This is a genomic window from Oleiphilus sp. HI0043 (genome assembly GCF_001634935.1).
In genome coordinates this window covers 1-25,496 of sequence record NZ_LWEY01001810.1, presented here as the reverse complement: position 1 = coordinate 25,496, position 25,496 = coordinate 1, and the positions used below count along the sequence as shown (strand labels likewise).

Genomic DNA, 25,496 nt, shown 5'->3' with positions numbered 1-25,496 from the left:
ACTACAGTGCGCTTGTAACAGCAGTGTTGCTGGGGATTGCTCTGCCTCCTTTTGCGCCTTGGTGGGTATCTTTGGTAGCGACAGCATTTGCTATTGTTTTTGCCAAGCACTTATACGGAGGAATGGGGTATAACCCCTTTAACCCGGCAATGGTGGGTTATGCTTTGGTGCTGGTATCTTTTCCTGTAGCGATGACGACCAATTGGGCAACACCGCAGACTTTATTGGACTCTCCAGCAACGCTGGGAGCAACGCTTGATGCAATATGGGGTGGTACCATAGCAGATGGTTATAGTGGGGCGACGCCTTTGGATGTCTATAAGCATGAAATTGCACACTCTACTGCGGATGTCGTTCTGCAAAATCCGGTATTTGGTGCCGGATTTTCCTTGGGTTGGGAATGGGTAAATCTGATGTTCCTGGCAGGTGGCCTGGTGTTACTTGTGAAAAAGATCATACCTTGGCAGACGCCTTTGGGAGTAATCCTTGGCTTGGCCTTGCCAGCGCTTGTCTTGGGCTATGATGCAGACCAGTTCGCACCGCTTAGCCTGCATATGCTGTCTGGTGCGACCATGCTGGGAGCTTTCTTTATAGCAACGGATCCCGTTACCTCATGTACCACGACTCGTGGCCGTTTGATTTTTGGTATTGGTATCGGTTTACTGACCTATATTATTCGCGTTTATGGTGCATACCCTGATGCCTTTGCTTTCGCTGTGCTATTGATGAATTTTGCAGCACCCCTGATTGATGTTTATACGCAGCCAAGAACTTATGGCTATGAGTCGGCAAAACGCGGCGCCAAGCAGAAAGAGGAGGCTTAAGAGATGACTGATAAGCTTAATCCAACTGACGAACGAGAAGAGCTGGGCGAACCGCTTTCTGAAACGATAGACACCCTGGGCTTGTCGATACTTCGGTCTGCGTGGGGGCTGGGTTTGTTCGCAATTATTACTGCCGGTTTAATTGCCTTTACCCAACAGGGGACGAAAGAGAAAATTGCAGAGCAGGTGAAGCAAGCAAGGTCAAAGGCCTTATTGCAGATTGTGCCACTTTCTGAGTTCGATAATGAATTACTCGATGATGCCTTTACACTAGCTCCATCTGAAGCCTTGGGGACTATTGAACCAGTAGAGGCATTCATCGCTTTAAAAGATCAGCTTCCTACCCACCTAATATTGCCTGTTGTGGCGCCTGATGGATATACAGGCCCTATACGTTTGATTATGAGTATTGATATGTCGGGGGAGCTTAAGGGTGTGAGAGTGATAGAGCATAAAGAGACGCCGGGCTTAGGTGATAAAATCGACTTGAAGAAGTCTGATTGGGTTTTATCCTTCAACGGCAAGTCTTTGGCGAACTTGACTGAAACTCAGTGGCAAGTGAAGAAAGATGGTGGAGACTTTGATCAGTTAACAGGTGCAACCATTACACCTCGTGCGATAGTCAGTGCGGTGCATAAAGCGCTGATCTACTTTAGTGAGAACAAAGATCGGATTCTGGATCAGGCAATGAGTTCTAAGTCGGGAACTGATACTGCAGCAGGTGAGGCACAATAATGGCAGCAGCAGAAAATAGCGCAGATTTAATACCGGAACAAAGCGAAGGTGCGAAGCAAAGCTTTGTTAGCAGTGGCGAGTTCAACAAACTAGTTAAGAATGGCTTGTGGGACAATAACCCAGCCTTGGTTCAGCTACTGGGTTTGTGCCCTTTATTGGCTGTAACCGGCACAGTAGTTAATGCTTTAGGTTTGGGGTTGGCGACAACCTTGGTTTTGCTTGGGTCTAATGTATCGGTCTCGTTGATTCGAAACTATGTGAGAGATTCAGTCAGACTACCTGCTTTTGTGATGATTATTGCTTCGCTAGTGACTTGTGCTGAGTTATTGATGCAAGCCTTCACTTATGAATTGTATGAAATTCTTGGAATCTTTATCCCATTAATCGTGACTAACTGCGCAATCTTAGGTCGAGCCGATGCATATGCATGTAAGAACCCTGTATTGCCAGCCGCAACAGATGGTTTGATGATGGGAGTAGGCTTTACCGTGGTATTGGTATTGCTGGGCGCCATGCGTGAACTCATTGGTCAAGGAACCCTGTTTACCGGAATGAACCTGATCTTTGGTGATATGGCTCTGGCTTGGGAAATTCAGGTTTTCGAAGATTACCCTAACTTCCTGTTTGCTATTTTGCCTCCGGGAGCGTTTGTTGGAATGGGTTTAATCATTGCGCTGAAGAATATCATTGATCAACGTGCAGCGGCAGCAAAAGCGAAAACTGAAACAAAGAAAGAAAAGGGCAGTAAGCGGGTTCGTGTAACCGGCAAGATTGCTTAGCCTATAACGGGGAAGGTGCTTAGATAGTGCAGTTGACACGACACAGCATTTCAGCTGTATCGTGCGTACTCTATCAACTTAAGCGGTAAATCGCTTCAGGCCTTTCATTAGACCGTCAGTAATATTCGAAAACTCATCTTTTGCTTTCTTAACGACAAGCTCAGAAATTGCTGCAGTTTCTTGATGTTTGCTTTCTTCTTCAGCGCTTACTTGATAAGCAGGAAGACATTCTTGCATTGCTTTGGCAGCCTCAGAACGGGGCTTTAGTCCATACCATTCACAGATCTTCTCTACAGATAAACGGAAAGCTTGTTCCTCGCCGTGGACGGCTATGGAGATAGTGGTGCGTTTTATTTCATCTTCCCAAGGTACGTTAATACGCAGCTCAAAAACATCAGCCGGCGCACGCCCTTTTCGTTTAACGACAATGCGGCGTAAACCTCGGATCGTGCCTTTTTCGCGAATATGATATTCGGTAGAGAGTGCTTGCTGCAAACCGTAAGCTTTCTGGGCTTTGGCAAAGCGAGCGTCGATTTCCTGGGCTTTGGAATACGCAGCTTTGCGACTGCGTTTGATACGGACATACTCTTGGTGTTCTTTACCTCCCCATGCTCGAAAGACTCGGAAGTAAGATAATTCGCCGTACTGGTGATCATAAATTGCCATATACTGCCCCCTCCTTGTAGGGCTCGTCCTTTGTGAACGTATCTATTCGCTTCAACATCAATATTTTGCTGAATAGATCACATTTCGTTAGAGTTCGCACTCCGATAAAATCACAAGCACAATATATAACATTAATATGAAATTAGGGAGACACTTGTCATGAAATACAGCATTTATTTATCTGGTGAAATTCATAGTGATTGGCGTGAGCGGATTGTTGCGGGTTTAGCATCAAACGGCTTGGATGTAGACGTTTATTCTCCAGTTACCAATCATGAAGCCAGTGATGAGGTTGGTGTTCGTATTCTTGGAGAGGAAGATAACAACTTTTGGAAAGACCACAAAGCAGCAAAAATTAACGCCTTACGTACGATGACCCTGATTGAAAAATCTGACATTGTTGTGGTGCGTTTTGGTGAAAAATACAAGCAGTGGAATGCAGCATTCGACGCCGGTATTGCGATTGGTCAGGGTAAGCCGATTATTGTGATGCATGCGCCAGAACTGACGCATCCTTTGAAAGAAATTGACGGTGCAGCGATGGCGGTGACCGAAACGCCGGAACAAGTAGTTGAAATTTTGAAGTATATCAACCAATAGTCGGGCTAATCTCGCTACAAGGCGGCGTGTTTTACGTTATAATGCCGCTCTTTTGTTTCTCACTCTATAAGAATCTGGTGGTACGATCGTGTCTAACGAGACCCAAGCAAACGAAGTCGGTGCAGGTGCGCCTGACGTTAAAACTTTTCAGGGGCTGATTCTGGCCCTGCAAAACTTCTGGGCGAGTAAGGGCTGTGTAGTCCTGCAGCCGCTTGATATGGAAGTTGGAGCAGGTACTTTTCACCCGGCTACTTTCTTGCGCTCAATAGGGCCCGAGACCTGGAATGCCGCCTATGTTCAGCCAAGTCGACGACCTACAGATGGTCGCTATGGCGAGAACCCGAACCGTTTGCAGCATTACTATCAATTCCAGGTGGTGATGAAGCCTTCACCCCTGAATATTCAGGAACTCTATCTTGAATCATTAGCGGCGATGGGTATTGATACCACTGTCCACGATATTCGATTTGTAGAGGATAACTGGGAATCTCCTACACTAGGCGCCTGGGGTTTGGGTTGGGAAGTCTGGTTGAATGGTATGGAGGTAACTCAGTTCACCTACTTCCAACAGGTTGGCGGGCTCGAATGTTACCCGGTAACCGGTGAAATTACCTACGGTTTGGAACGTATCGCGATGTACCTTCAGGGTGTGGATAGCGTTTATGACTTAATCTGGGCGCATGGGCCAGATGGTGATGTGACCTATGGCGATGTTTTCCACCAGAACGAAGTGGAAATGTCGACTTACAACTTTGAGCACGCCAATACTGATGCGCTTTTTGCACAGTTTGATACCTGTGAAGCTGAAAGTCAGAAGATGATTGACCAGGGTTTGCCATTACCAGCGTATGAGTTGGTGCTTAAGGCTTCCCACACATTTAACATGCTGGATGCCCGCCATGCGATCTCGGTCACTGAACGTCAGCGCTATATACTGCGTGTTCGAGGCTTGGCACGATCCGTTGCCCAGGCATATTTTGATAGTCGTAAAGAATTAGGCTTCCCTCTGGCTCCTGAAGGGATTCGTGAAGAAGTCCTTGCCAGCTTAGAAAACGCTGGTTCAAAGTCGGACAAAGGAGGCAAGAAATAATGTCTACGCAAGATTTTCTCGTTGAAATCGGGACTGAAGAACTTCCACCGAAAGCACTGAAGAAGCTCTCGGACTCCTTTACCAGTGGTATCGAAGCAGGCTTAAAAGATGCGGCTTTGAACTATGCTGAGGTAAAGGCTTTCGCTAGCCCCAGACGTTTAGCTGTTCGAGTTAAAGGTTTGGACGTGCAGCAAGCTGATAAGTCAGTTGAAAAGAAAGGCCCGTCAAAGAAAGCCGCTTATGATGCTGAAGGGAATCCTTCTCGCGCCTTGACTGGTTTTACCGGCTCGTTAGGTATTAAGCCTGAAGACCTAGAAGAAATGGAAACGCCGAAAGGAACATGGTTAGTTTACCGCTCGCTAGAGAAAGGTCAGGAAACCAAATCTTTGTTGAATGACATTGTTGCCCAGTCATTGAACAAGTTGCCTATTCCTAAGCGTATGCGTTGGGGAGCTCAAAAGGTTGAGTTCGTTCGACCGCTGCAGTGGGTATTGATGATTTTCGGTGATGAGGTTGTAGAAGGCAGTATTCTGGATATTCCAGCTGGTCGAAAGACTCGCGGTCACCGCTTCCATAGTCAGGGTGAGATTGAAATTACTAAAGCAGATGACTACGAAGTTCTATTGTTAGAGCTAGGCAAAGTGATTGCAGATTATGATCAGCGTAAGGAAAAGGTTCGTCAGGGTGTGACGGCTGCTGCTGAAGGTATTGGTGGTGTGGCTGTGATTGATGAAGACTTGTTGGACGAAGTCGCGTCTCTAAATGAGTGGCCCGTACCTTTAGTCGGCCGCTTCGACGAGCGCTTTTTGGAGGTGCCGACAGAAGCACTGATTTCTTCGATGAAAGAGCATCAGAAGTATTTCCATGCTTTGGATAAGAATGGCGAGATGCTACCAAACTTCATCACGCTAGCGAATATCGAAAGTAAGGACCCTCAGCAGGTAATTCAGGGTAACGAGCGTGTTATTCGTCCTCGCCTGGCAGACGCGGCCTTCTTCTTTGAAACGGATAAGAAGTCCACTTTGGCCTCGCGTCGTGAGCAGTTAAAGAAAATTGTCTTCCAGAGTAAATTGGGAACGGTTTACGATAAAACTGAACGTGTATCAAAGCTAGCTGCGAAGATTGGCGCAGCAATTGGTGGCAATGCGTCCGATGCAGAGCGTGCAGGAGAGCTAGCTAAATCTGACCTGGTGACAGAAATGGTTCTAGAGTTCTCTGATTTACAGGGAACCATGGGTTATCATTATGCTGTGCACGATGGAGAATCTAAAGAAGTTGCTTTAGCGTTGAATGAGCAGTACATGCCTAAGTTTGCGGGCGACAGCTTGCCGACCACAAAAACGGGTTGTGCACTTTCTATTGCTGAGAAACTTGATTCACTGGTTGGTCTATTTGGTATCAATCAGCCTCCAACGGGTACTAAAGACCCATTTGCCTTGCGCCGTGCTTCTTTAGGTGTGCTTCGAATCATTGTTGAAGAGCAATTGGATCTTGATCTGGTTGACCTAATTAATTGGTCGCTAGAGCAATACGAAGGCTTGGAAAACAATAGTGTCCAAGAAGACTTATTGAACTACATGTTGGAACGTTTCCGTGCCTGGTATCAGGATGAAAATGTATCTGCTGAAGTCTTCTTAGCGGTTAACGCTCGTAGGCCTACACGTCCGGTCGACTTTGATCAGCGCATCAAAGCGGTTAGCAACTTTTTGGGCCTCGAAGCGGCTTCAGCCTTATCGGCAGCCAATAAGCGTGTTTCCAATATTCTGGCGAAGAATAAGGGCGAGTTGGCAGATCAGGTCGACCAGAGTAAGCTGATTGAGCAAGCTGAAAAGGATTTGGCAGCTCAGGTAGATAGCCTAGCAAAAACTGTAACGCCATTGTTTGACCAAGGTAACTACCAAGCTGCTTTGACTGAGCTATCAAGTCTTCAAAAAGTTGTTGACCAGTTCTTTGAAGATGTCATGGTTATGGCCGATGATGAAGCGTTGAAGAATAATCGCTTAGCCTTGTTGAGTCAGCTGCGCGAGCTATTCCTGCGAGTGGCAGATATTTCGCTGCTTTCTAAGTAGCACCTAAGCACTAAGTTAGGCTTTCCCTTCTTGCTAGCAAAGCACTGCTCATTCGAGTGGTGCTTTTTTGTTTCTGGTCTTAATCTCTTGCAGAGGTTTTTTCTTCGCGCTTGATTAAGCTTGTGCTAACCCTCTAGTGGGCCACAGAACAACTGAAAGAATATTGGCAGCTGACTAATTCAACAAACCTACTTCTTTGTAGTAGCGAACTGCTCCGGCATGTAAGGGGGCTGATAAGCCTTCTTTAACCATTTTGGTCTTATCGAGAGCATGGAATGCAGGGTGAAGTTTTTTAAACTCGAGGAAATTTTCAAATACTGACTTGGTTAACTGGTAGATAACCTCGTCGGGTGTATCTTTAGAGCTTACTAGTGTCGCACCTACGCCAAATGATTTTATTTCATTTGGGTTGCCTCGGTACATACCAGCCGGAATGGTGACTTCGTGATAATATGCGTTGTCAGTGACTAGCTGATTAACTTCGGAACCTTCAACATCAATAAGAATGCTATCGCAATCTGAGGTCGCAGCTTTAATCGAGGCGCTAGGATGCCCAGCCATAAAAATCATGGCATCAAACTGCTTGTCGCATAGTGCTTTTGATTGATCTGAGGAGCTGAGTTCAGATACTTGTGAAAAAAGGCTGCTTCCCCAGCCGAGTGCCTGCATGAGAATTTCCATAGTGGCACGATGACCAGAGCCTTTATTACCTATATTAATTCGTTTACCTTTCAGGTCATTTAAAGTTTGGATGCCCGAATCTTTTCGTGCGACGACAGTAAATGGCTCGGAGTAAATAGAAAATACTGAGCGTAACGCTGGGTCTCTGCCTTCTGAGGAAAATACTTCACTGCCTTGTACTGCGTGATATTGCCAGTCGGACTGAACAACTGCCATATCCAAGTCCAGTTCTCTGACTTTTCGTAAGTTGTACAATGATCCCTGGGTGCTTTCAACGCCACAGCGTATACCGTGCTCGGAACGTTGACGATTGATCATCCTGCATACTGCGCCGCCTGTTGGATAATACACTCCGGTGACACCACCGGTACCGACAATCATATAGTGCTTGTCACGAGCAAGGCTGAGCTCGGAACTGCCGAAAAGAAAGACGAAAATACAAAGCTTAGCCAGCTTCAATTTGCCGAACAAACTCAAAGTTTTTGACCTACGACCTAGCATACGTTTCCTTATTGAAGCTGCTTGTATCAGCACCTTACCCTTTTCATTGAAGAATAATCTTTTTGGAAAAGATTTTCTACACGATATTGTTGTGAAAGAGAAAAACAGAATTATGCTGGTACACTTATTGAAGGCCCTTAACAAGCAGTTTCTTTTCGCTATGAATAAGCTGATTCAACCGATATTTTTGCTGATGAATCGATTAACTTACCGTGGTAAGTTTATGTTGATCTCATCGGTTTTCGCGATCCCCTTGGCTCTGTTTGCTGTGCAGTTAGCATTTAATGCGCATCAGCAACTAGAACAAGCACAGCACACTCGCTCTGGCTTTAACTATCTTCGCCAATCAACAGAACTTATCGAAGACTTGGAAACGATACGAGATATAACTGTTGTTGTCTCTTGGAAGAGTGACTCCTTCTTGGTTTCAAAGCTTGATGCTGTTAAGAAGCGGGCTTATGGTCGTATTCTGGATCTAAGCGAAAAATTAAGTTCTAACGCTAGTAGCAAGTACTTACTAAGTCTTAAGGAAAAGTTTGAAAAGGACGGTTTTATTCGCGGAAATGAGGCAGGAAGGGTCGATAAGATTTATGAAGAGGCACATATTATGGTCGGTCAGGCGTATAGCTGGAGAAGGCAAGTTTCTTATCTGTATGCCTCCAGTAGTCAAAGCGATATTTTGTCCTTCGTAAACCTACTTAATGAGGGTGAGGAATATACCTATGCCTTAGGTTTGGTCAGAATGTTTGGAAGTTTGTATTTAGGGCAGGCGTTTGTGGCGTCACATGGTGCTGACGCGATGGAGGCTGCTTACCAAAACCTGTCTAAGTTAATTGATGATGTGGATGTGAAGGAACAAGCCTATGCCGGTATATTTAGAGATAACCCTTCCGTAGACTTATTAGGTGTTAAATCAGCTTTAGTTCAGACTAAAGACCTGCTTTCACAGTATTTGATAGAGTCCTTCTCTCCTAAAGGTGACCCGCAAGAGTTCTACGCGAAGTTAAGCGACTTGTATCAATTAGTATACGCGCATAATCAGCTTGTTTTATCGGTGACTGACCGTGTATTGGCGAAAAATTACCAGCAGAGCATTGAGCGCTTATCCTTGTTCTATATCAGCGTCGCTTTCTTCTCCTTGGTTTTGCTCTACTTGTCAGTCGGTTTATATAAGTCTGTTAGCTCTGCTATAGGTGAATTAACTGGCGCTGCAGATCGTGTAGCTATGGGAAATTATGATCAAGCGATTGAGATTGGAACGCATGATGAATTACTGACAGTTGCTCGGGCCATGGAGCATATGCGTCTAAGCATTAAGGAGCGTGAAGAACGCTTGGAACTAATGAGCCAGATTGATGGTTTGACTCAACTTTATAACCGGCCATTCTTTGATCAAGCAATGGATATATCCTTGGCTAATAGTCGCCGAAACATGACGCCGCTTACCTTGGTTATGATGGATATCGATCATTTTAAAAAGGTAAATGATACCTATGGCCACCAGGCGGGTGATGAGTGTTTAAAACTGATTGCTCGCTTAATGAAGAAACAGTATCAGCGACAAACAGATATAGTGGCTCGTTATGGTGGTGAAGAATTCATTGCGATTCTCTACGGTCAGACTCAAGAGGAGGCCCTATTGCAAACCGAGAAACTTCGAAGGGCAATTGAAGACGCAAATATGACTTATCAAGGCAAAACAATACCGATGACTGCAAGTTTTGGCTTGGCAAGCATGGCACCACCAGAGTGGCAGAAAGGTGAATCATTGGTGGGGTTTGCTGATAGTGCTTTGTACCAGGCAAAAGAAAGTGGCCGGAATCGTATTTGTATCGGAGGTCAGTCAGGTGGCCATGAGACTCAAAATACCGCTTGATAAGGTTCTATAAGACCTAAGGCCGATCTTTTATAGCTGATCAGCTACAGTAACCTGATTTCTTCCTTGACTTTTTGCCTGGTAAAGGGCTTTGTCAGCCTGTTTTACCAGATCTTGCCAGGCTTCCACTCTGGATTCCACGACACCAATACTGACGGTTAGCACGCCTTTGTCTGATTCAATGTGAGGGATTTGTAATGCCTCGATAGCTGCCCTGACTCGCTCGGCACATATTCTGGCTTGTTGGCCAATACTTCCGGGCATCAGAATTAATAGCTCTTCGCCGCCATAGCGAAATACTCTGTCTGAGGTGCGCAGCGTTGATTTAACAGTTTGAGCAACTTGTCTGAGCGCATCATCTCCTGATTGATGCCCATAGTAATCGTTATACTTCTTGAAAAAGTCGATATCCACTAAAGCTAGACTATAACTATTCTGGGTTCGTAGAGCGTGCTGTTCAGTATGTGTGAGATCAACCTCCATAGCGCGTCGGTTGCCGATACCTAGCAAGGCATCTTCAAGTGACAATAGTTTTAGCTCTTCGACATTAGTTTCCAGTTCTGCATGCCTGTCGATCAAGCGAACATATACATCGACTAGGTTAGATTGGGTCACAACACCAACTAAGTGTCCGGCATTGTTAATAACAGGGAGATGACGGAGTTTTCGACTACGTGACAGCATCAAGGCGTCTTTAAATAGACTATCTTCCTGAACACAAACAGGCGTAGAAGTCATGATTTCACAAATAGAATGTTCTGGGTAGTGAGCGTCTTTCAATAGCGTGCAAAACAGTTTGGTGATGTCACGCTCTGTGACGATTCCGATAGGTTTGTCGTTCTCGACAATAATCAGGCAGGAGCTACCTTGCTTTGACATGAGCGGAACCGCCTCCTTAATACAGCAATTCGCGTCCACGGTTGGTGGGCAGTCATTCATGAGTTCTTTGACAAGTATGTTAGTACTTTGGTGACCTTTCAAAAATTCATTCTATACTTTAATCCTAGGAGCCTAGCGGGAATAAGGCAAATTAATTACAGCAACTTACAAGCATCTTGAAAAGACTATTTGATGAATAGGTTCTTGATCAGAGTCAGACTTCAATTCATGAGTTCATGCTACCTTCAAAGTAAGGGAGCAGAGCCTGCTCCGCCAGGAGAGCAAATCCAATGACGATGATACGTAGTTCTAACGCTAAAATCTCAAACCGGCTCACCCGTTTTGTATCCTTACCGGTTCTGAGGGCTTTGTACGGCCTGGCTTTATCGTTAGGTGCACCGGCGGGTTGGGTTCTAGTCCAGAAACTTGCGGGGCGTGATCCATTCTCTGGTGAACATTTTGATCTATTACTCTATGTCTATATGAGCTTGGCAACGGGAATTGTGTTTTCATTGCTAGGTTATTTTATTGGTCGTCGAGAGCATATGATTACAGATCTGGCACTGACCGATAGCCTAACGGCGCTTTACAATAAGCGTTATTATAAAAACCGTTTAGAACAAGAGTTTCAGCAGCATCTGCGTACCGGTGCCTCAATGGCCATTATTCAAATTGATTTAGACTTTTTTAAACAAGTAAATGATCGATTTGGGCACCAGGCAGGTGATGAAGTATTGAAGAAGGTTGCTACATTGATTCTTGCAAATTGCAGGAAGAATGATACTGCCGCGCGCGTTGGCGGAGAAGAGATGAGTATTATTGTCTGTGGCGAAAGTAAAGATGAAGCGCATATATTGGCAGAAAGAATTCGTGCCACGATTGAAAGTACAGACTGCTTTTGGCAGGGGCAACGGATAAGTTTGACAGCCTCATTCGGTATTGCATTCGCGACAGCTAAGACAGAAACTGCTTGGCAAATTTATCAAAATGCTGACTTGGCACTGTATCAAGCCAAGAAGCAGGGACGGAATCAGGTATGCTTGTATGAAGCCTAAACCCAAGGCGCGAGTAGAGTTTCGAATGCGGAGGTTATATTGTCTTTAAGATCATTGGTTCTGACGTTGCTTGTCTGCCTGATTGTTTGGTATTGGCTTAAAGCAAGAGAGTTAAAAGATATTGCTCTAAGAGCCGCGGCGAAGCATTGTCGTGAATTGGACTTAAGTATTCTTGACCAGACAGTCGTTTTGCGCTCATTGAAGCTCAAGAGAGGGAATGCTGGGCGCTTACAGATTATTCGTGAATATGGTTTTGAGTTCAGTTCTACAGGAGAAGATCGTTATAAAGGTAGTGTGAAGATGGCCGGAGCACGTGTTCAAGGGGTCAAATTGGCACCACATCGAGTGGAATAGTTTTATTATTGGAAGTGGTTAATTTGTATCGAGCACCTATACTCTATATATCGACAAAAAGAAGCTATTCACAAATTGGCAGGTGTTTTTAATTCGCACCTGCTTTAGCGTGTAAGAATAAATATGATCAAACGAATTCCTATCGACTCCCTTCAAGTTGGAATGTATATATCTGATCTTAATAGTGATTGGATTCCTCATTCCAACTTTAAGAAGAAGGGGAAAATCAAGAAAGATCTAACTGTTGAAAAGATAAAAAACTAGGCATTAAAGAAGTCTATATCGATACTTTTCTAGGTGAGGATTTAAAGGATGCGCCGACCCTTGCCGAGATTGACAAAGAAAATGAAAAGAAACTAGCAGCGGCAGGTGAACTGAGCTCGTTAAACAAGCCGCGTTTAGGTTTGGGCGAGGAAATGCTGGCGGCTCAAAAGGTTCATGAAGAAGCAGTTGAACTCATGGGCGGTATTCTCACGGACGTTAAGACTGGTCAGGCGCTTCCTATAGACGCTATTGATAATCTTGCGGAAGATATGCTGGACTCTTTGTTCAGAAATCACAATGCCTTGGCTTGCCTTGGCTGTATTCGCGAGAAAGATAGTTACTTGATGGAGCACTCCGTAAACCTGAGTGTTCTGATGTCTATTTTTGGTAAATCGATGCAACTGGATCGTTCGGTTCTTCATCAAACCATTTCAGGTGCATTGTTGCATGATATCGGGAAAATCATGGTGCCAGACGAAATATTGCATAAGCCTGGTAAATTAACCGATGATGAATTTTCGCAAATGAAACATCACGTTACCCTAGGTCGCGAGCATTTGCTGGGTATCGAAGGTATTTCCCCTTTGACTATTCAAGTCGTTTCTGAACATCACGAGCGAATGGATGGTACCGGTTACCCTTCGGGTCTATGTGGTCATGAAATCTCAACCTTCGGGCGAATGGCTGCGATTGTTGACGTTTATGATGCGATTACAGCCGACCGCTGTTATCACAAGGGTATGACGCCGACAATGGCGATTAAGCGTTTACTGGAGTGGAGCGATCATCATTTGGACCGCTCTTTGGTAAATCACTTCATTCGTTGTATCGGAATTTATCCAGTTGGTTCTTTGGTCTTACTAGAGAGTGGCCGACTGGGCGCGGTTGTAGAAGTGAACGAGTTTGATCAGCGCTCGCCAAAGGTGAGGGTGATGTATCACACCAAGTTTAAATGCTTTATCAAGACCGAATTAATTGATTTAGCGAAACCGACGGTTCAGGATGCAATTGTCAAAGCCGTTGACCCCGACCTATTCAGGATCAACGTTAAAGATTTTTTAAGCTAGTCTAGTACACTTTCTTGGGAGCTGCGCTAAACGGCGCAGTTCGTACATAGTGCAGCAAAAGGCAGGGCGTCCAAACGCTCATTGCTGATATCTTCGTGACACTTCTCACAAGCGCCATATAAGTCTCGTTCCATTTTTAGCAGGGCATGATCTATTTGCTCTAGCTCTTCTTCGGCTTCACTTTTCAGGTTTAGTAGTACATCATCATTTTGTCTGTCTACGACTTGGTCCGAGAACTTACTGCTGGTTTTCCGGTTGTGAAGGTCTTTATCAATTTTCTCGATACGAAGACTTAATTCTTCTTTTAAAGCAACTAGCTTTTCTTTGCGGTCTGTCATGATTCTTCCTCACCTAAAATGGGTACGTATTACCTACATTTTAGGTTAGAACCGCAGAATAGCATTGATATGAATCAAGGTTGGCTTGCTAATTCCAAGGCCTCTGTCAGTTTAGCGTGTTTGAAGCCTTCATTCATAAGAATGAGGCCGTCTGAATTGATCACAACCGTAACGCCCATATCTCCCTTGAACTGCTCAGTTAAGTTATGAGCAGTATCTGCTACCACTGTTTCAGAGCGATAACCGCTAGAGATCTGATTCGCCCGGGCTTGTTCAGTCGATCCTGAGACATAATCAATACTAATAAAATGAATGTTCGGATAGTTTGGCTTGATTGACTCGCGAATACTCGACATATGGCTATCACAAAGCGGACACCACATGGTGAAATAGAGTACAACCGCATCATAAGCGGTTAATTCATCACTTAAAGTCAGCACATTGTCTTCAGTGTCAAGAATGCTGAAGTCACTAGCAACCTGGTTGACCTGGTTACCGATACTACCCGCTTGCACACTTTCGCGTTTATCTTCACTGGAAGGGTTTAAATCTTCGTTACAAGCAGATAATAATAGCCCAAGGAAAAGCATGCTAATTAAACGAAATCTAACGTAGAACATAGCTCACTCCCAAACTTAAAATATCTGTTGCAGCAAAGTCTTCACCACTGAGCGCATGATTCCACGAGAGCTTGTAGATCCAATCCATAGCGACTGTTGAATAGGCAATACTTAATCCCAGCGACTGCTTTTGAAAACCAGGAAGGGAGCTGTCTTTATTCCCATCAATTTCACCGACCTTTTCGCGTAAATCATTATAGGATGTGGTCACAGTAAGCGTGTCCATTGAGTCTAAAAAATGCGTATAACCAAAAGCCAGGCTTGTTGACAGGCGCTTACCTAATTGCAGATCATAGGGGTCGATAAAGCCGCTAGAGTCTTCGTTAACAGGACGTTCAATATATTTTCCATAGGACATGTTCAAGGTCATATTCCAGGGATAAATAGTCTTGTCGACAAGCAGATTAGCATCCAGGCGGTAGACGCCCCGGCCCGTGATATCGAAGCTGTTATCAATTTCACCAGAGTATGCAGATTTACCCGTCGGCAGGGTTAAGGTGCTGCCCAGGTATACTGCTGGAATCAGGCTTCGCCAGTTGGTGACTTTCCAGACACATTTAATATCGTCAAAGGTCTCGTACCATAGCCCTATGGTCGTATCACCAATGTTGTCGACTTTAGACTCTGTTCCAGTGTAGGTATTGTCATTCCATACATAGGGAATTTGGAGGCTTGCCTGCCAGCGGTTGGCAAGCCGATAAGCGATACCAAGACTACTTCGGTACTGGTTTAAGTCAGAGCCAACAGGGTCATCCTGATGCTTTCCTTCAGAGTTCCAGTAGCCCTTATAGTTCTCGTGCGAGAATGATGTATCAAACATCATGCGCGCACCTTTTGGCAGAATTAAAGAAGAGGCTGACCCGCCGCCACAACAGGATGCAGCCCAAAGATTCAGTGGCACAAGGAGCTGTGTACTGAGAAAAAACAGAAAGGCTTTATTCTTCATGCAAATAGATATCTTTCTAAAGATATTTACATCCCCATCATCGTGTTAGATGGCGTCACGACGAACTCTGCTTCATCATATTCACCATCAGGAATGTTGCCATCGTCGGTTTTTTGTTCACCGTTAACCGATAGGCGTACATAGATAGAGCCGGCTTCTCCGTCAGTAAGGCCCGTCAGGCCTTCAGCGGTCCAAATACCTTCTCCCTCATTGGATGCTGTGACCCAGCTGTCACCATCACTTGGGTCTGTTGACATTGCTACGGTGATGCTAGAGATCGTAAGCTCATAGTCGGAGTCTGCATTGAGTATTTGCCCAGCGCTAATTGCCGGAAAGCTCATCATGCTTTCCTTGGTAGTGATAAAAACACTGAAGTCATGACCGCTATCTCCATCTGATAGGCCATCATTGAATAGAATGTAGGTGCGTTTTTCTTCTCCGCCCATCATATTTGCAATAGTATCAGTTTGGCTCTTTAGATTAGCGCGGGCTGTCTCTCCCATTGCCATCATTACATCTGGCTGAAAGGTAACGCTTTCATCATAAGGTAAACCTATATCAAGGTACCAAGTACCCATCTCAGGGCCTGATGCCATGAGGTAGTAGATTGTCGCGTTATAGATTCCTGCTTCGTCACTTTCGGTGAAAGAGCCATAAGGCGTGCTATGGTTATGTGTAGACATTTCCATTAGTGGGCTTAAGGTAGGAGAAAGCCCTTCCATAGGGGTGCCATCCAAATCGGTAATTTCGATTTTTAGGTTGGATTTACCAACTTGAGCCATCTCGGATAAATAGGTAACTTTAAAGCTTTCTGAAAGCTCATAATCATTTTTTTGTGAATTGTTGCTATCACTACACGCACTCATTAAACAAGCACTTGCAACTAAACTCAAACTAAATGCGAGGGTCTTAACTGCTTTCATCTATGCACTCCTTGATGCGCAAAATCATTAATTGCGTGAAATTTTACGCTGAAGTAAGGGTGCAAAGGAGTGACAAATTGTCGCACCTACTTTGGGGTATAGTTTGGGTTTAGTTCAAGTTCAGATATGTTTTGGCTTTATGTTAATGACTTATTTTGATGAAGGGCGTTTCTGTAGCTTGCGTTGCAAAGTCCGTCGATGCATTCCCAGAGCATTAGCTGTTGCAGAGATATTGCCATCATGCTCATTAAGCACGCGTTGGATATGTTCCCACTCCAGGCGTCCCACTGATGGCGGGCTAGTATCTAGGGGAATATCTGGGTTTGCGTCCTCTTCCTGTAGGGCTTTGATAATGACATCGGTGGTCACAGGTTTGCATAGGTAATTCACTGAACCCAGCTTCATCGCTTCAACCGTTGTGCTAATGCTGGAATAACCTGTCAGAATCAGTGCCTTGGTTTGAGGTGAGTGTTCTTTTAGAATCGACAGAAACTGCAAACCACTTTCCTGATCGATCTTTAGGTCAACCACAGCAAAATTTATGCTCGTATCCGTTAATATGCCTTTGGCTTCTTCAATACTGTTTGCGGCGAAGCTATTGTAGCCTCGTCGTTTAAATGACCGGGCAAGTGTCGTAGAAAAGGTTTGGTCGTCATCTAGGATAAGGATACTCTTAGTCATTTTATTTTCTGCTCTTCGGCTGGGTGTGAGCTTACAAGTGACAGGGAAATATGAATGNGAGTGCCCGACTTATCTGCTCTTTCAACGCTTATTTTTCCATGATGTCTATTAATCGTGGCATGAGATAAAAATAAACCAATGCCCATACCATGCTCTTTGTCAGACTCTAATGGTTGCTCAGCGGCACTAAGAATACGGGAAACTTTGTTTTCATCACTGTTGCCATAATCACTGATGGTGAGTCTGAGCTTGTCCGGTTCAACATCTGCCTCGAAGCAGACTCTTTCGGGCGAAGCATCGGCAGCATTATTCAGGATATTCAGAATGGCCATCCTTAAAGATGGATCTGAGGAAATATTTGGCGATGGTGACTCGTCGAATTGTGCGCTGTTCCAGTTTTTCTCAAGCCTGACGCTAGGCCGTAAGAGTCTAAATTCATTCACTAGCTGGGTGAGAAAGTAGTGGACAGATTCATCTTGCTGACTGAGGAGAGCCTGGTGCCGAAGGTCATCTAACACGTTTTTACATATCGCTATTTGAGACGCCAGGAGTGTAAGGTCTTCGTCGAAATCCTGGGTCAGGCTATCTGCTTGAAGGTCGTCAACGAGCACGGCCATCGTCGATAGTGGTGTACTGATATGATGAGCAGCAGACGCGGCTTGTGTTGCAATACCCAATAATTGCTCGTCGCGCAGTAACTGTTCTCTTTGTTCGTTGATCTTATGTTGTCGAGACTTTAACTCTTGTCTCATTCTAATGAGGAAGAAGCAGATTAAGGCCGCGCTCACTGCAAAATTGAACCACATGCCAATGAGATGAAGGGAAAAGGCAGTTTGGCTTGCATCAATTTGGTGGTGCATATGATGGGCATGCTCATTCGCAACAGAAGTCTCTGATACCGAAAGGTCGACTAAGTATAAAGAGCCATAGCAACTTACGGTGAGTAAGGCCATAAACCAGGTGAAATTACTATTTAAGGTTGCTGCACTAATGGTTAACGGGAAGAGTAAAAGTGACACAAAAGGGTTGGCGGAGCCGCCGGTTACATGAAACAGAAGGCTCATGAATAGTACATCTGACACTAATTGAAGTCGGACATAGTTTTCGGTAATGATACGGGCGCTTTTAAGCTGAGCGAAGGTGAACATGGCTGAAAAAGCAAATAGGCTTAAAATAAACTCCGCCAGGATGAAGTTAAATTTTAAGTTCAGATATAGATGGTCAACGAGTAAAAAAAGTTGAGCCAGTCCCCACAAGGCCAGGCGAGCGCTAGCTATCAGGCGAACGTTTTCGCGCAGTGGTGTTTTGCTTCCTTTAGAGGAAAAAATCATAGTCGTCGTTTACTGAAAAACTGGATTGAATTTGCTAATTATTAGAACAAGCTCTTAGAAAACATGCCAGACGTTTTCATGAAAGTTTTTAAGCCTTGTCTATACTTAGCTAAGTACTCATCACAGAAAAAGACAATTACCCCTTGAAACAATTACAAATAAAAAATGGACTTTGGATCTTTCTAGCGCTGTGTGTCTGCCTGTATTCCGTGTCGGCTATGGCGGAGGAGCATTACACCAATGGCATACCATTGTCTGGAGACCATCTTGAGTTCTTTGTCGATCCGACACATGGCTTGACGATAGATGATGTGCATGGCTACAACCTCTGGGACTGGCGCTCGAACGAGCAGGAAGTGCCATCATTTGGTTTTTCGCATGATACCTACTGGTTCCGCTTTGTGGTGCCAGGGAATGACCACGCCTGGTTGTTGGAAATCAATTATGCTTTGCTAGATGAAATCGAGTTTTATCGGGTTAAAGGAGGTGAAGTCGTTGAATTTGTCCGTACAGGTGATCACTTTGTTTTCTCTGAGCGTCCTATTCAACATCGAGCATTTCTATTTCCAATCGATGGCGCTGATGAAGCACAGCATGTTTACTTGAAAGTTCGCTCTTCAAGTTCCATTCAGTTGCCTGCTACGCTTTGGCCAGAGAAAAGCTATTTTGAGGCTGACCAATATCGCTTTGCCGAGCACGGTTTGTACTATGGCATCGTTCTGGTGATGGCTTTGTATAACTTCTTTCTTTTTTTGCGACTTAGAGATAGTGCTTACCTGTTCTACGTTTTGTACGTGATTACCTTTGCTGTAGCCCAGATGTCCCTGACGGGCTTTGCTTACCAATTTATCTGGCCAAACTTTCCGGTATGGAATGAGCAGAGTATGGCGGTAATAACGCCCTTAATCGTGACATCGGGGATGGTATTTGTATCGAACTTCCTTAAATTGCAGAATAATCACCCGTACTTGAATCGTATTGTCTATTTGCAGGCTTGGCTTGGAATCGTGTTGGCTTTCTTGAGCACGCTCTTACCTTATGCAGTCATGATTCCTTATGGTGCGGCTTTGGCGATCGTTACTTGTTCGTCTATTTTATTTATTAGTTACTATGTCACGATCAAATCGAGACAAAAATATGCGACGTACTTTTCGGTTGCCTGGAGTATGTTTCTAATTGGCACCGTTATATTGGCCATGAACAAATTTGGCTTACTGCCTAGAAATGGGCTAACGGAGTCTGCAGCGCAAATTGGCTCAGCTATTGAAATTATTCTCTTGTCTTTTGCTCTTGCGGAACGCTTGCATGACGCTACTTCGCGCCGTTTTAAAGCTGAAGCAGAAACCTTGCAAGTGAAGGAAAAGCTGATCGAGACCAAGCAGATGCAAAATGAAGCATTAGAGGTAGAAGTTGAGCAGCGAACCAGAGACTTACGACTGGCTTTAGAAAAGGTCAATAAATTAAACTCCGAACTTGAAGATCTATCAACACTTGATCAAGTCACCGGGGTTAGAAATCGTCGTTATTTTGATGAAATGATGGAGCGAGAGTTTCGTCGTGGCAGGCGAAATGGGCGAGAATTAGCTTTGATTATGATTGATTTGGATAATTTCAAATCCGTCAATGATACCTATGGTCATCAAGCTGGAGACCAGTGTCTGAAAACGGTCGCTTCTGAAGTGTATCGTTTGGTGAAACGCCCTCCTGATCTGGTTTGCCGTTATGGTGGAGAGGAGTTAGCTGTTGTCTTACCTGAGACCAAATTGGAAGGTGCTGTTTTGATAGGTGAGCGAATTCGGGCGCATATTGAAGCTTTGTGGATTGATACGGGTGATGAGCGTATTCAAGTGACAGCGAGTGTTGGCGTAAGTGCCTGCATGCCGAACGAGGAAAGCTCGACTCACGCTTTGGTTGAGATGGCTGATCAGGCGCTATACCAAGCTAAGCTTAACGGTCGAAACAGAGTTGAGCAAAAAGTTGGCTAAGACGGCGTGAAACTGCTTGATAGCTGTTTGTTTATACAGTATTTTGTATGAATGAAACTGTATATTGCAGAAAAGCCCAGTCTGGGGAAGGCTATAGCGCAAGCCCTACCTAAACCTCACCATAAAGCTGATGGCTGTATTTACGTCGGGCATTCCGATAAACGCCGCTGTGATGTAGTCAGCTGGTGTATCGGTCACCTTCTGGAGCAGCTCGAGCCAGATGCCTATGATGCATCACTTAAGAAATGGTCGCATGAAACCTTGCCTATATTGCCCGACCGTTTTCCTAGAGGTTGGCAGCTGGCGCCTAAAAAGCAAACCCGCAAGCAATACTCTATTCTAAAAAAGTTAGTCAAACAGGCTGATCACATAATTCATTGTGGTGACCCTGATAGGGAAGGTCAGCTACTGGTGGATGAGCTGATTCACCATGTCGGCGTTAAAGCGTCAGTGAAAGATAGTATTGAACGCTGCCTGATTAGTGATTTAAATCTACCCGCTGTTAAGCAAGCCCTGGCTTCTCTAAAGTCGAATAAAGACTTTGTGCCTTTATCTGTTTCAGCTTTAGCTCGTTCACGTGCAGACTGGCTTTATGGAATGAACCTAACTCGCGCTTTTACGCTTCAGGCTCAAAAGGTCGGTTTTCAGGGCCTGGTTTCAATCGGGCGGGTGCAAACACCCTTGCTAGGCTTGATTGTTCGGCGAGATGCAGAAGTTGAAGCCTTTGTGGTGCGAGACTATTACGAAGTCGATGCCCATATCCAAATATCTGAACAACAAGTTTTATCTGCCCGTTGGCAGCCGAGCGAAGCTTGCGAGCCCTATCAGGACAGCGAAGGGCGAGTCATAAACAAAGCTTTGGCTGAAAATGTGGTGGCGCGAATTAAGGGGCAGCCAGCTAATGTTGAAGCAACAAGTGCTAAGTCCAAGAAGCAAGTTGCGCCTTTGCCATATAATTTATCTGCGTTACAGATCGATGCTGCTAAAGCATTTGGTATGAGTGCTAAGACCGTCTTGGATACTTGTCAGAATCTGTATGAACGACATAAACTGATTACCTATCCTCGCTCTGACAATCGTTATCTACCCTCGGGGCACTTAAGCCAATCTGCACAAATTTTCGATGCAATCGCTAGCAATACCAACTTACAGAATATATGTAACAGTGCCGACTCAAGTTTAAAAGGACGTGTTTGGAATGATGCCAAGGTTGGTGCTCATCACGCGATCATTCCAACTGCGAATAAGTCAAAAAAGGGATTATTGAGTAAAGCTGAGCAGCAAGTATATGAATTGATAGCAAAGCACTATCTTATTCAGTTTTTTCCGGCTTGGGCTTATACCGACCGTGAAATCAGCTTTCGAATTGCCGGTGGCTTATTCCGAGCAAAGTCGAGGGAAACCAGTGAGCCGGGTTGGAAGCAGGTACTTAAATCCACTAAGGATGAAAAACAAACCGTAGCTTTACCTCAGCTCAAGAAAGGTGAGCGTTTTACTTGTTTATTTGGAGACTTGCTTAGCAAGCTTACTCAGCCTCCTAAACACTTTAGCGATGCAAGTTTACTCGCGGCGATGACCGGTATAGCCCGTTTTGTGAGTGACCCCGAGATCAAAAAAATACTAAAAGATACCGATGGTCTTGGAACAGAAGCGACACGTGCTTCGATCATTGAGCTGTTATTCAAGAGGCAGTTTATTTACCGAGAAGGTAAAGCCATTAAAGCGACAGAGGCTGGTAGAAAAGTGATAGCGAGTCTGCCAGAAGAGGTTTCATTGCCCGATATGACTGCACACTGGGAGTTGATGCTAAAGCAAATGAGTCAGGGGGAGTATGCATATGCTGATTTTATGCTGCCACTTGAACAACAAATCAGTCACTTACTATGTAGGGCAAAAGATACACACCTTTCAGCCTTAGCTGGCCTTAAAGCGCAAAACAAATTTAAAAAACGTAAATATAAGGCCCGACGCAAAAAGGCGAGCCCCACATTAAAAGTTGGCGCTTAACGAAATGCGCAACCGGGCTCTTTTCCTAAGGCTTTTAGTAGCATGGCCATTGGGCAGAATCCTGTGAATGCTGCCTGAAACATATTGACGCCAACAAAAGCCGTAAATGCCAGCCAATAGACCGAATGGACCTGACTGAGAATAACACTAACAAGAATAAACAGCCCGGCAACGGCAAATACAGTTCTATCGATATTCATGATCTAAAACCTCTTCTAAACTAAATATTAGGTTTTACTAATATAGATGCTTGAATTATATTAGTCAATGCTAATATAATCGCTGCTATGTGATGGTTTACCTAAGTTTTGCCAGAATGAGAGGAAGAGTATGATGAAAGTATCTTGTCAAAGATTATCTGTTGCTTTGTTGCTGCCTGTACTAGGCTGGGCTGGTGCTAGCAGTGCTGAAACCGCTTCAGACCTAGCAAGCGAAGGTAAGCAAGTGATTCAACAATTTGCAGGAGAGTTGAAATCAAGCCTGCAAGCAGCGGTAAAAGAAGGTGGCTTTACCAAGGGTATTGAGGCTTGTTCTGTGGATGCAGAAAAAATCGCCAGCAAACATAGCCAAGGAAAATGGACAGTTTCCCGCACCAGCCTTAAAACACGTAACCCTGATAACAAGCCAGATGCCTGGGAGGCGAAAGTACTTGCTGACTTTGAACAGCAACTCAAAGCCGGAAAGCCTGCTACACAGTTAGCAGCGGTGAAAAAAGAAGGGAGTACCTTTCGTATGATGAAGGCTATTCCAACTCAAGGTATGTGCTTGTCGTGTCATGGAGAGAGTCTAACAACAGATATTCAAAAGGCACTCTCGGAACAGTACCCGCACGATAGGGCGGTAGGTTATCAGGAAGGACAGATTCGTGGGGCCTTTAGTTTGTTGCACACCGCGAAGTAAATACGGAAGATATTTCGTTCTGGCCTAATCGATTTGTGAGTGAATAAGTGACAGAATAGCCCCCTTATCTTTGTATGTAGATTTCTGGTGACGATTTAAAAGGAGTTTTCACAATGGCCATCGCGCTTACGCTCCACATATTGGCTGCAACAATTTGGGTTGGCGGAATGTTTTTCGCCTATCTATGTCTTCGTCCTGTTGCAGCAAGCTTATTGGAACCTCCGCTACGTCTAAGTTTGTGGCAAGATACCTTTAAGCGTTTCTTTTTTTGGGTATGGATAGCAGTTGCTGTTTTATTGGTGAGCGGTCATGGCATGATTGCCTTATATGGTGGCTTTGCTTCGATAGGTAAGCATGTTCATATGATGCTTGGTCTAGGCTATATCATGTTTTTATTGTTTGGGCATTTATACTTTGTTCCATTTAAGCGTATGAAAGCTGCAGTGAGCGAGAATCGTTGGCCTGATGCCGCGACGCACTTAAATCTAATCCGTAAAATCGTCGCAATTAACCTGACACTGGGCTTGATCGTTATTGCTATCGCAAGTGGTGGTAAATTCCTGTTTTCTGCCTAAGTAAGTGAAGAAAACTTAGAGGGCTTAAGGCTGAATCAAAGAGGCGCTTTTGAGTGCATGCAGGTAAGCACTCAAGTCGCTTAGATGTCGATCATCAATGGCTATCTTCATCGTCACGGCTTGTTGATACTCAGTGCCGATGACTTCGCCTTGATGTTGAAAAAGCCAGTGTCGGATAGCCTGTTCGTCTGAAAAATCACATTGTATTTGGAATTCGTCGAGTTCCACTTTCAACTCTGTTTCACCTTCGTCATAGGCTTGCTGGGCCGCCTGGGAGTATGCTCTGACTAATCCGCCTGCGCCGAGCTTTATACCACCAAAATAACGAATCACAATGATCATGGCATCGCCAATATCTTTATGTTGAATGACATTCAGTATCGGCTTGCCTGCGGTGCCACCGGGTTCGCCATCGTCAGACATGGCCGCGAAACTCGGACTATGAGGTGGACCGATTTGGTAGGCCCAGCAATGATGGCGAGCATCGGGGTAATCTCGTTTAGCTTGTGCCAAAGCTAGCATGGCCTGCTCTCTATCTGTAACACTAAAATGCCGGGCGATAAAACGACTCTTCTTTATTTCATAAGTAGTTTCAATGCAGTCTTTAGGGACTAAGTAACTAAGCGCCATGGCTGGATGTTCCTGATTGGGATAAGCCGACTTACGCACAGCCTATAAACGAGATGTTGGTTCGACGAAACTCTGATCTCGACTAAAATTGTAAACTAGCATAAATTTTTGTGATATTGCCAGATTGAATATGTCTTAGCACTATGCCGAATAGGCGATCTCGGGTATCCTTGCGCGCTCTTTACACTTTGGTGAATGTGTAGCTTATAACTATTGATAGCGATGCCGCCAAACTTAATCTTGTTGGGCCCATAGGATGAGTGCCAGTTGTAGTTGGCCAGGGGAAACAGTTTAAATATGGCTGAGCAGTTTTTCGCGTTTTTACTCACAGTTTGGATGGAATCTTTATGAAATCATTGAGTTTAGCAGATCAGATTTTCTTATGGCTCGAGAAACGTCAGCAGCCAATGCATGTGGGTGGTTTGCACCTTTATCACTTTCCTGAAGATGCCGGCCCAAAATATGTGACAGAGCTTGCTGAGTATATGCGTTCCTTTCAGCAACCCATCGCGCCTTTTAATCAGCGTTTAAAATCTCGCTTCGGCCAATACCATTGGGAAGAAGATCTTCAGTTTGATCTAGAGCATCACTTTCGTCATAGCGCCTTACCAAAGCCAGGAAGAATTCGAGAACTACTCGCCTTGGTTTCGGTTAAGCATGGCGCCCTAATGGATCGAGAGCGACCAATGTGGGAAAGCCATTTGATTGAAGGTATTCGAGGTCGTCGTTTTGCGATGTACTTTAAAGCGCACCACTGTATGTTAGACGGTGTGGCGGCAATGCGGATGACAGCTAAGCTGTTATCAGAAGACCCTGAAGCTCGTGGTTTACCGCCTTTGTGGGCCTTGCCTCAAGTGAAGAAGATCCGTCCAGAAAATATTAATAATGCCAATATTGCGCAGAGTCTGGCAAATATCGTCGGTGAGGCCGGGAAGCAAATTTCTACGGTGCCGACGCTTATTAAAGAAGTGAGTCATGCTATAGGGCAGGCACGATCTAATCCAGATTATGTCTCTGTGTTTCAGGCGCCGAACAGTATTCTAAATAAGCCAATAACAGGCTCGCGTCGTTTTGCAGCGCAGTCATATCCAATAGAACGCTTTAAAACCTTGGCTAAGAA

The 25,496-nt window shown here is 44.7% G+C and carries 26 protein-coding genes and 1 pseudogene; 16 read left to right on the top strand and 11 right to left on the bottom strand.

The window, feature by feature from the left end:
- From A3729_RS27930 to A3729_RS27920, 3 genes are all read left to right on the top strand, one after another.
- Positions 1 to 824: RnfABCDGE type electron transport complex subunit D (locus tag A3729_RS27930; protein WP_082882199.1), on the top strand; the 824-nt coding region annotated here is incomplete at its 5' end.
- Between the two features lie 3 nt (positions 825 to 827).
- Positions 828 to 1,559 (top strand): electron transport complex subunit RsxG, encoded by a 732-nt coding sequence (gene rsxG / locus A3729_RS27925; RefSeq protein ID WP_082865009.1) that lies wholly within the window; start codon positions 828 to 830, stop codon positions 1,557 to 1,559.
- On the top strand, positions 1,559 to 2,338 hold the full coding sequence (locus tag A3729_RS27920; RefSeq protein WP_082865008.1) for an electron transport complex subunit E: 780 nt from the start codon (positions 1,559 to 1,561) through the stop codon (positions 2,336 to 2,338). Before rsxG ends, A3729_RS27920 begins: the two co-directional genes overlap by 1 nt.
- Positions 2,339 to 2,416: 78 nt before the next feature.
- Here A3729_RS27920 and A3729_RS27915 read toward each other — a convergent pair whose 3' ends face one another.
- Entirely contained in the window at positions 2,417 to 3,004 is a 588-nt protein-coding gene (locus A3729_RS27915; protein ID WP_068634512.1) for a hypothetical protein, read from the bottom strand.
- Positions 3,005 to 3,163: 159 nt separating this feature from the next.
- Between A3729_RS27915 and A3729_RS27910 the strand changes: the two genes are divergently transcribed.
- From A3729_RS27910 to glyS, 3 genes are all read left to right on the top strand, one after another.
- Complete coding sequence (locus A3729_RS27910; protein WP_068634511.1) at positions 3,164 to 3,604, top strand: YtoQ family protein; 441 nt, start codon at positions 3,164 to 3,166, stop codon at positions 3,602 to 3,604.
- A gap of 88 nt (positions 3,605 to 3,692) precedes the next feature.
- Positions 3,693 to 4,694 (top strand): glycine--tRNA ligase subunit alpha, encoded by a 1,002-nt coding sequence (gene glyQ, locus A3729_RS27905; protein WP_082865010.1) that lies wholly within the window; start codon positions 3,693 to 3,695, stop codon positions 4,692 to 4,694.
- Complete coding sequence (glyS, locus tag A3729_RS27900) at positions 4,694 to 6,763, top strand: glycine--tRNA ligase subunit beta (protein ID WP_068512038.1); 2,070 nt, start codon at positions 4,694 to 4,696, stop codon at positions 6,761 to 6,763. The genes glyQ and glyS overlap by 1 nt, the downstream gene beginning before the upstream one ends.
- Before the next feature lie 174 nt (positions 6,764 to 6,937).
- Here the strand turns inward: glyS and A3729_RS27895 are convergent, their stop codons facing one another.
- Positions 6,938 to 7,921 carry a TAXI family TRAP transporter solute-binding subunit gene (locus A3729_RS27895; RefSeq protein WP_231877519.1) on the bottom strand — a complete coding sequence of 328 codons (984 nt, stop codon included), beginning with the start codon at positions 7,919 to 7,921 and terminating at the stop codon, positions 6,938 to 6,940.
- Positions 7,922 to 8,105: 184 nt separating this feature from the next.
- Between A3729_RS27895 and A3729_RS27890 the strand changes: the two genes are divergently transcribed.
- A complete protein-coding gene (locus A3729_RS27890; RefSeq protein ID WP_197470020.1) occupies positions 8,106 to 9,821 on the top strand; it encodes a diguanylate cyclase in 1,716 nt (571 codons plus the stop codon).
- A 30-nt stretch (positions 9,822 to 9,851) separates the two neighbouring features.
- Here A3729_RS27890 and A3729_RS27885 read toward each other — a convergent pair whose 3' ends face one another.
- Positions 9,852 to 10,760, bottom strand: coding sequence for a GGDEF domain-containing protein (locus A3729_RS27885; protein WP_082865007.1), 909 nt, complete (start codon positions 10,758 to 10,760; stop codon positions 9,852 to 9,854).
- 230 nt (positions 10,761 to 10,990) lie between these two features.
- On the opposite strand from A3729_RS27885, the gene A3729_RS27880 reads away from it, so the two are divergent.
- The 4 genes and pseudogenes from A3729_RS27880 to A3729_RS27870 all read left to right on the top strand — a co-directional run bounded on the left by A3729_RS27880 (position 10,991) and on the right by A3729_RS27870 (position 13,440).
- Positions 10,991 to 11,755: a GGDEF domain-containing protein gene (locus tag A3729_RS27880; RefSeq protein WP_082865006.1), complete on the top strand. Its 765-nt coding sequence runs from the start codon at positions 10,991 to 10,993 to the stop codon at positions 11,753 to 11,755.
- A 39-nt stretch (positions 11,756 to 11,794) separates the two neighbouring features.
- On the top strand, positions 11,795 to 12,109 hold the full coding sequence (locus A3729_RS27875) for a DUF3301 domain-containing protein (protein WP_068512050.1): 315 nt from the start codon (positions 11,795 to 11,797) through the stop codon (positions 12,107 to 12,109).
- 123 nt (positions 12,110 to 12,232) lie between these two features.
- Positions 12,233 to 12,561, top strand: a pseudogene (locus A3729_RS34735) (DUF3391 domain-containing protein); the annotation flags it as partial.
- Between the two features lie 6 nt (positions 12,562 to 12,567).
- Positions 12,568 to 13,440: an HD-GYP domain-containing protein gene (locus tag A3729_RS27870; RefSeq protein WP_368664551.1), complete on the top strand. Its 873-nt coding sequence runs from the start codon at positions 12,568 to 12,570 to the stop codon at positions 13,438 to 13,440.
- 26 nt (positions 13,441 to 13,466) lie between these two features.
- Here A3729_RS27870 and A3729_RS27865 read toward each other — a convergent pair whose 3' ends face one another.
- From A3729_RS27865 to A3729_RS27840, 6 genes are all read right to left on the bottom strand, one after another.
- On the bottom strand, positions 13,467 to 13,778 hold the full coding sequence (locus A3729_RS27865) for a TraR/DksA C4-type zinc finger protein (protein ID WP_068552572.1): 312 nt from the start codon (positions 13,776 to 13,778) through the stop codon (positions 13,467 to 13,469).
- Between the two features lie 74 nt (positions 13,779 to 13,852).
- A complete protein-coding gene (locus A3729_RS27860; protein WP_068552570.1) occupies positions 13,853 to 14,398 on the bottom strand; it encodes a redoxin domain-containing protein in 546 nt (181 codons plus the stop codon).
- Positions 14,385 to 15,344 (bottom strand): hypothetical protein, encoded by a 960-nt coding sequence (locus A3729_RS27855; protein WP_068552568.1) that lies wholly within the window; start codon positions 15,342 to 15,344, stop codon positions 14,385 to 14,387. Before A3729_RS27855 ends, A3729_RS27860 begins: the two co-directional genes overlap by 14 nt.
- A 26-nt stretch (positions 15,345 to 15,370) precedes the next feature.
- Positions 15,371 to 16,267, bottom strand: coding sequence for a hypothetical protein (locus tag A3729_RS27850; RefSeq protein ID WP_068512058.1), 897 nt, complete (start codon positions 16,265 to 16,267; stop codon positions 15,371 to 15,373).
- Between the two features lie 150 nt (positions 16,268 to 16,417).
- Positions 16,418 to 16,948, bottom strand: coding sequence for a response regulator transcription factor (locus A3729_RS27845; RefSeq protein ID WP_068552565.1), 531 nt, complete (start codon positions 16,946 to 16,948; stop codon positions 16,418 to 16,420).
- On the bottom strand, positions 16,945 to 18,279 hold the full coding sequence (locus A3729_RS27840; protein ID WP_068634510.1) for an ATP-binding protein: 1,335 nt from the start codon (positions 18,277 to 18,279) through the stop codon (positions 16,945 to 16,947). The genes A3729_RS27845 and A3729_RS27840 overlap by 4 nt, the downstream gene beginning before the upstream one ends.
- 218 nt (positions 18,280 to 18,497) lie before the next feature.
- Here A3729_RS27840 and A3729_RS27835 point away from each other — a divergent pair, with 218 nt between their 5' ends.
- Positions 18,498 to 20,264, top strand: a complete 1,767-nt coding sequence (locus A3729_RS27835; RefSeq protein WP_068512067.1) for a diguanylate cyclase — start codon at positions 18,498 to 18,500, stop codon at positions 20,262 to 20,264.
- Positions 20,265 to 20,315: 51 nt separating this feature from the next.
- Positions 20,316 to 22,271, top strand: coding sequence for a DNA topoisomerase III (locus tag A3729_RS27830; protein ID WP_068553832.1), 1,956 nt, complete (start codon positions 20,316 to 20,318; stop codon positions 22,269 to 22,271).
- Here A3729_RS27830 and A3729_RS27825 read toward each other — a convergent pair.
- The gene (locus A3729_RS27825) at positions 22,268 to 22,471 is read right to left on the bottom strand and encodes a DUF2892 domain-containing protein (protein ID WP_068512074.1); all 204 of its coding nucleotides are present in this window, start codon (positions 22,469 to 22,471) and stop codon (positions 22,268 to 22,270) included. The two genes, A3729_RS27830 and A3729_RS27825, sit on opposite strands and share 4 nt — an antisense overlap.
- Positions 22,472 to 22,601: 130 nt before the next feature.
- Here A3729_RS27825 and A3729_RS27820 point away from each other — a divergent pair, with 130 nt between their 5' ends.
- Both A3729_RS27820 and A3729_RS27815 read left to right on the top strand, forming a co-directional pair.
- Positions 22,602 to 23,171, top strand: a complete 570-nt coding sequence (locus tag A3729_RS27820) for a DUF3365 domain-containing protein (RefSeq protein ID WP_068512077.1) — start codon at positions 22,602 to 22,604, stop codon at positions 23,169 to 23,171.
- A 113-nt stretch (positions 23,172 to 23,284) separates the two neighbouring features.
- Positions 23,285 to 23,746, top strand: coding sequence for a CopD family protein (locus A3729_RS27815; RefSeq protein WP_068512081.1), 462 nt, complete (start codon positions 23,285 to 23,287; stop codon positions 23,744 to 23,746).
- A 24-nt stretch (positions 23,747 to 23,770) separates the two neighbouring features.
- On the opposite strand, the gene A3729_RS27810 is transcribed toward A3729_RS27815, so the two are convergent.
- Positions 23,771 to 24,376 carry a YigZ family protein gene (locus A3729_RS27810; protein WP_068512085.1) on the bottom strand — a complete coding sequence of 202 codons (606 nt, stop codon included), beginning with the start codon at positions 24,374 to 24,376 and terminating at the stop codon, positions 23,771 to 23,773.
- Between the two features lie 347 nt (positions 24,377 to 24,723).
- Here A3729_RS27810 and A3729_RS27805 point away from each other — a divergent pair.
- The coding region (locus A3729_RS27805; RefSeq protein ID WP_304439774.1) for a wax ester/triacylglycerol synthase domain-containing protein at positions 24,724 to 25,496 on the top strand (773 nt) is incomplete at its 3' end.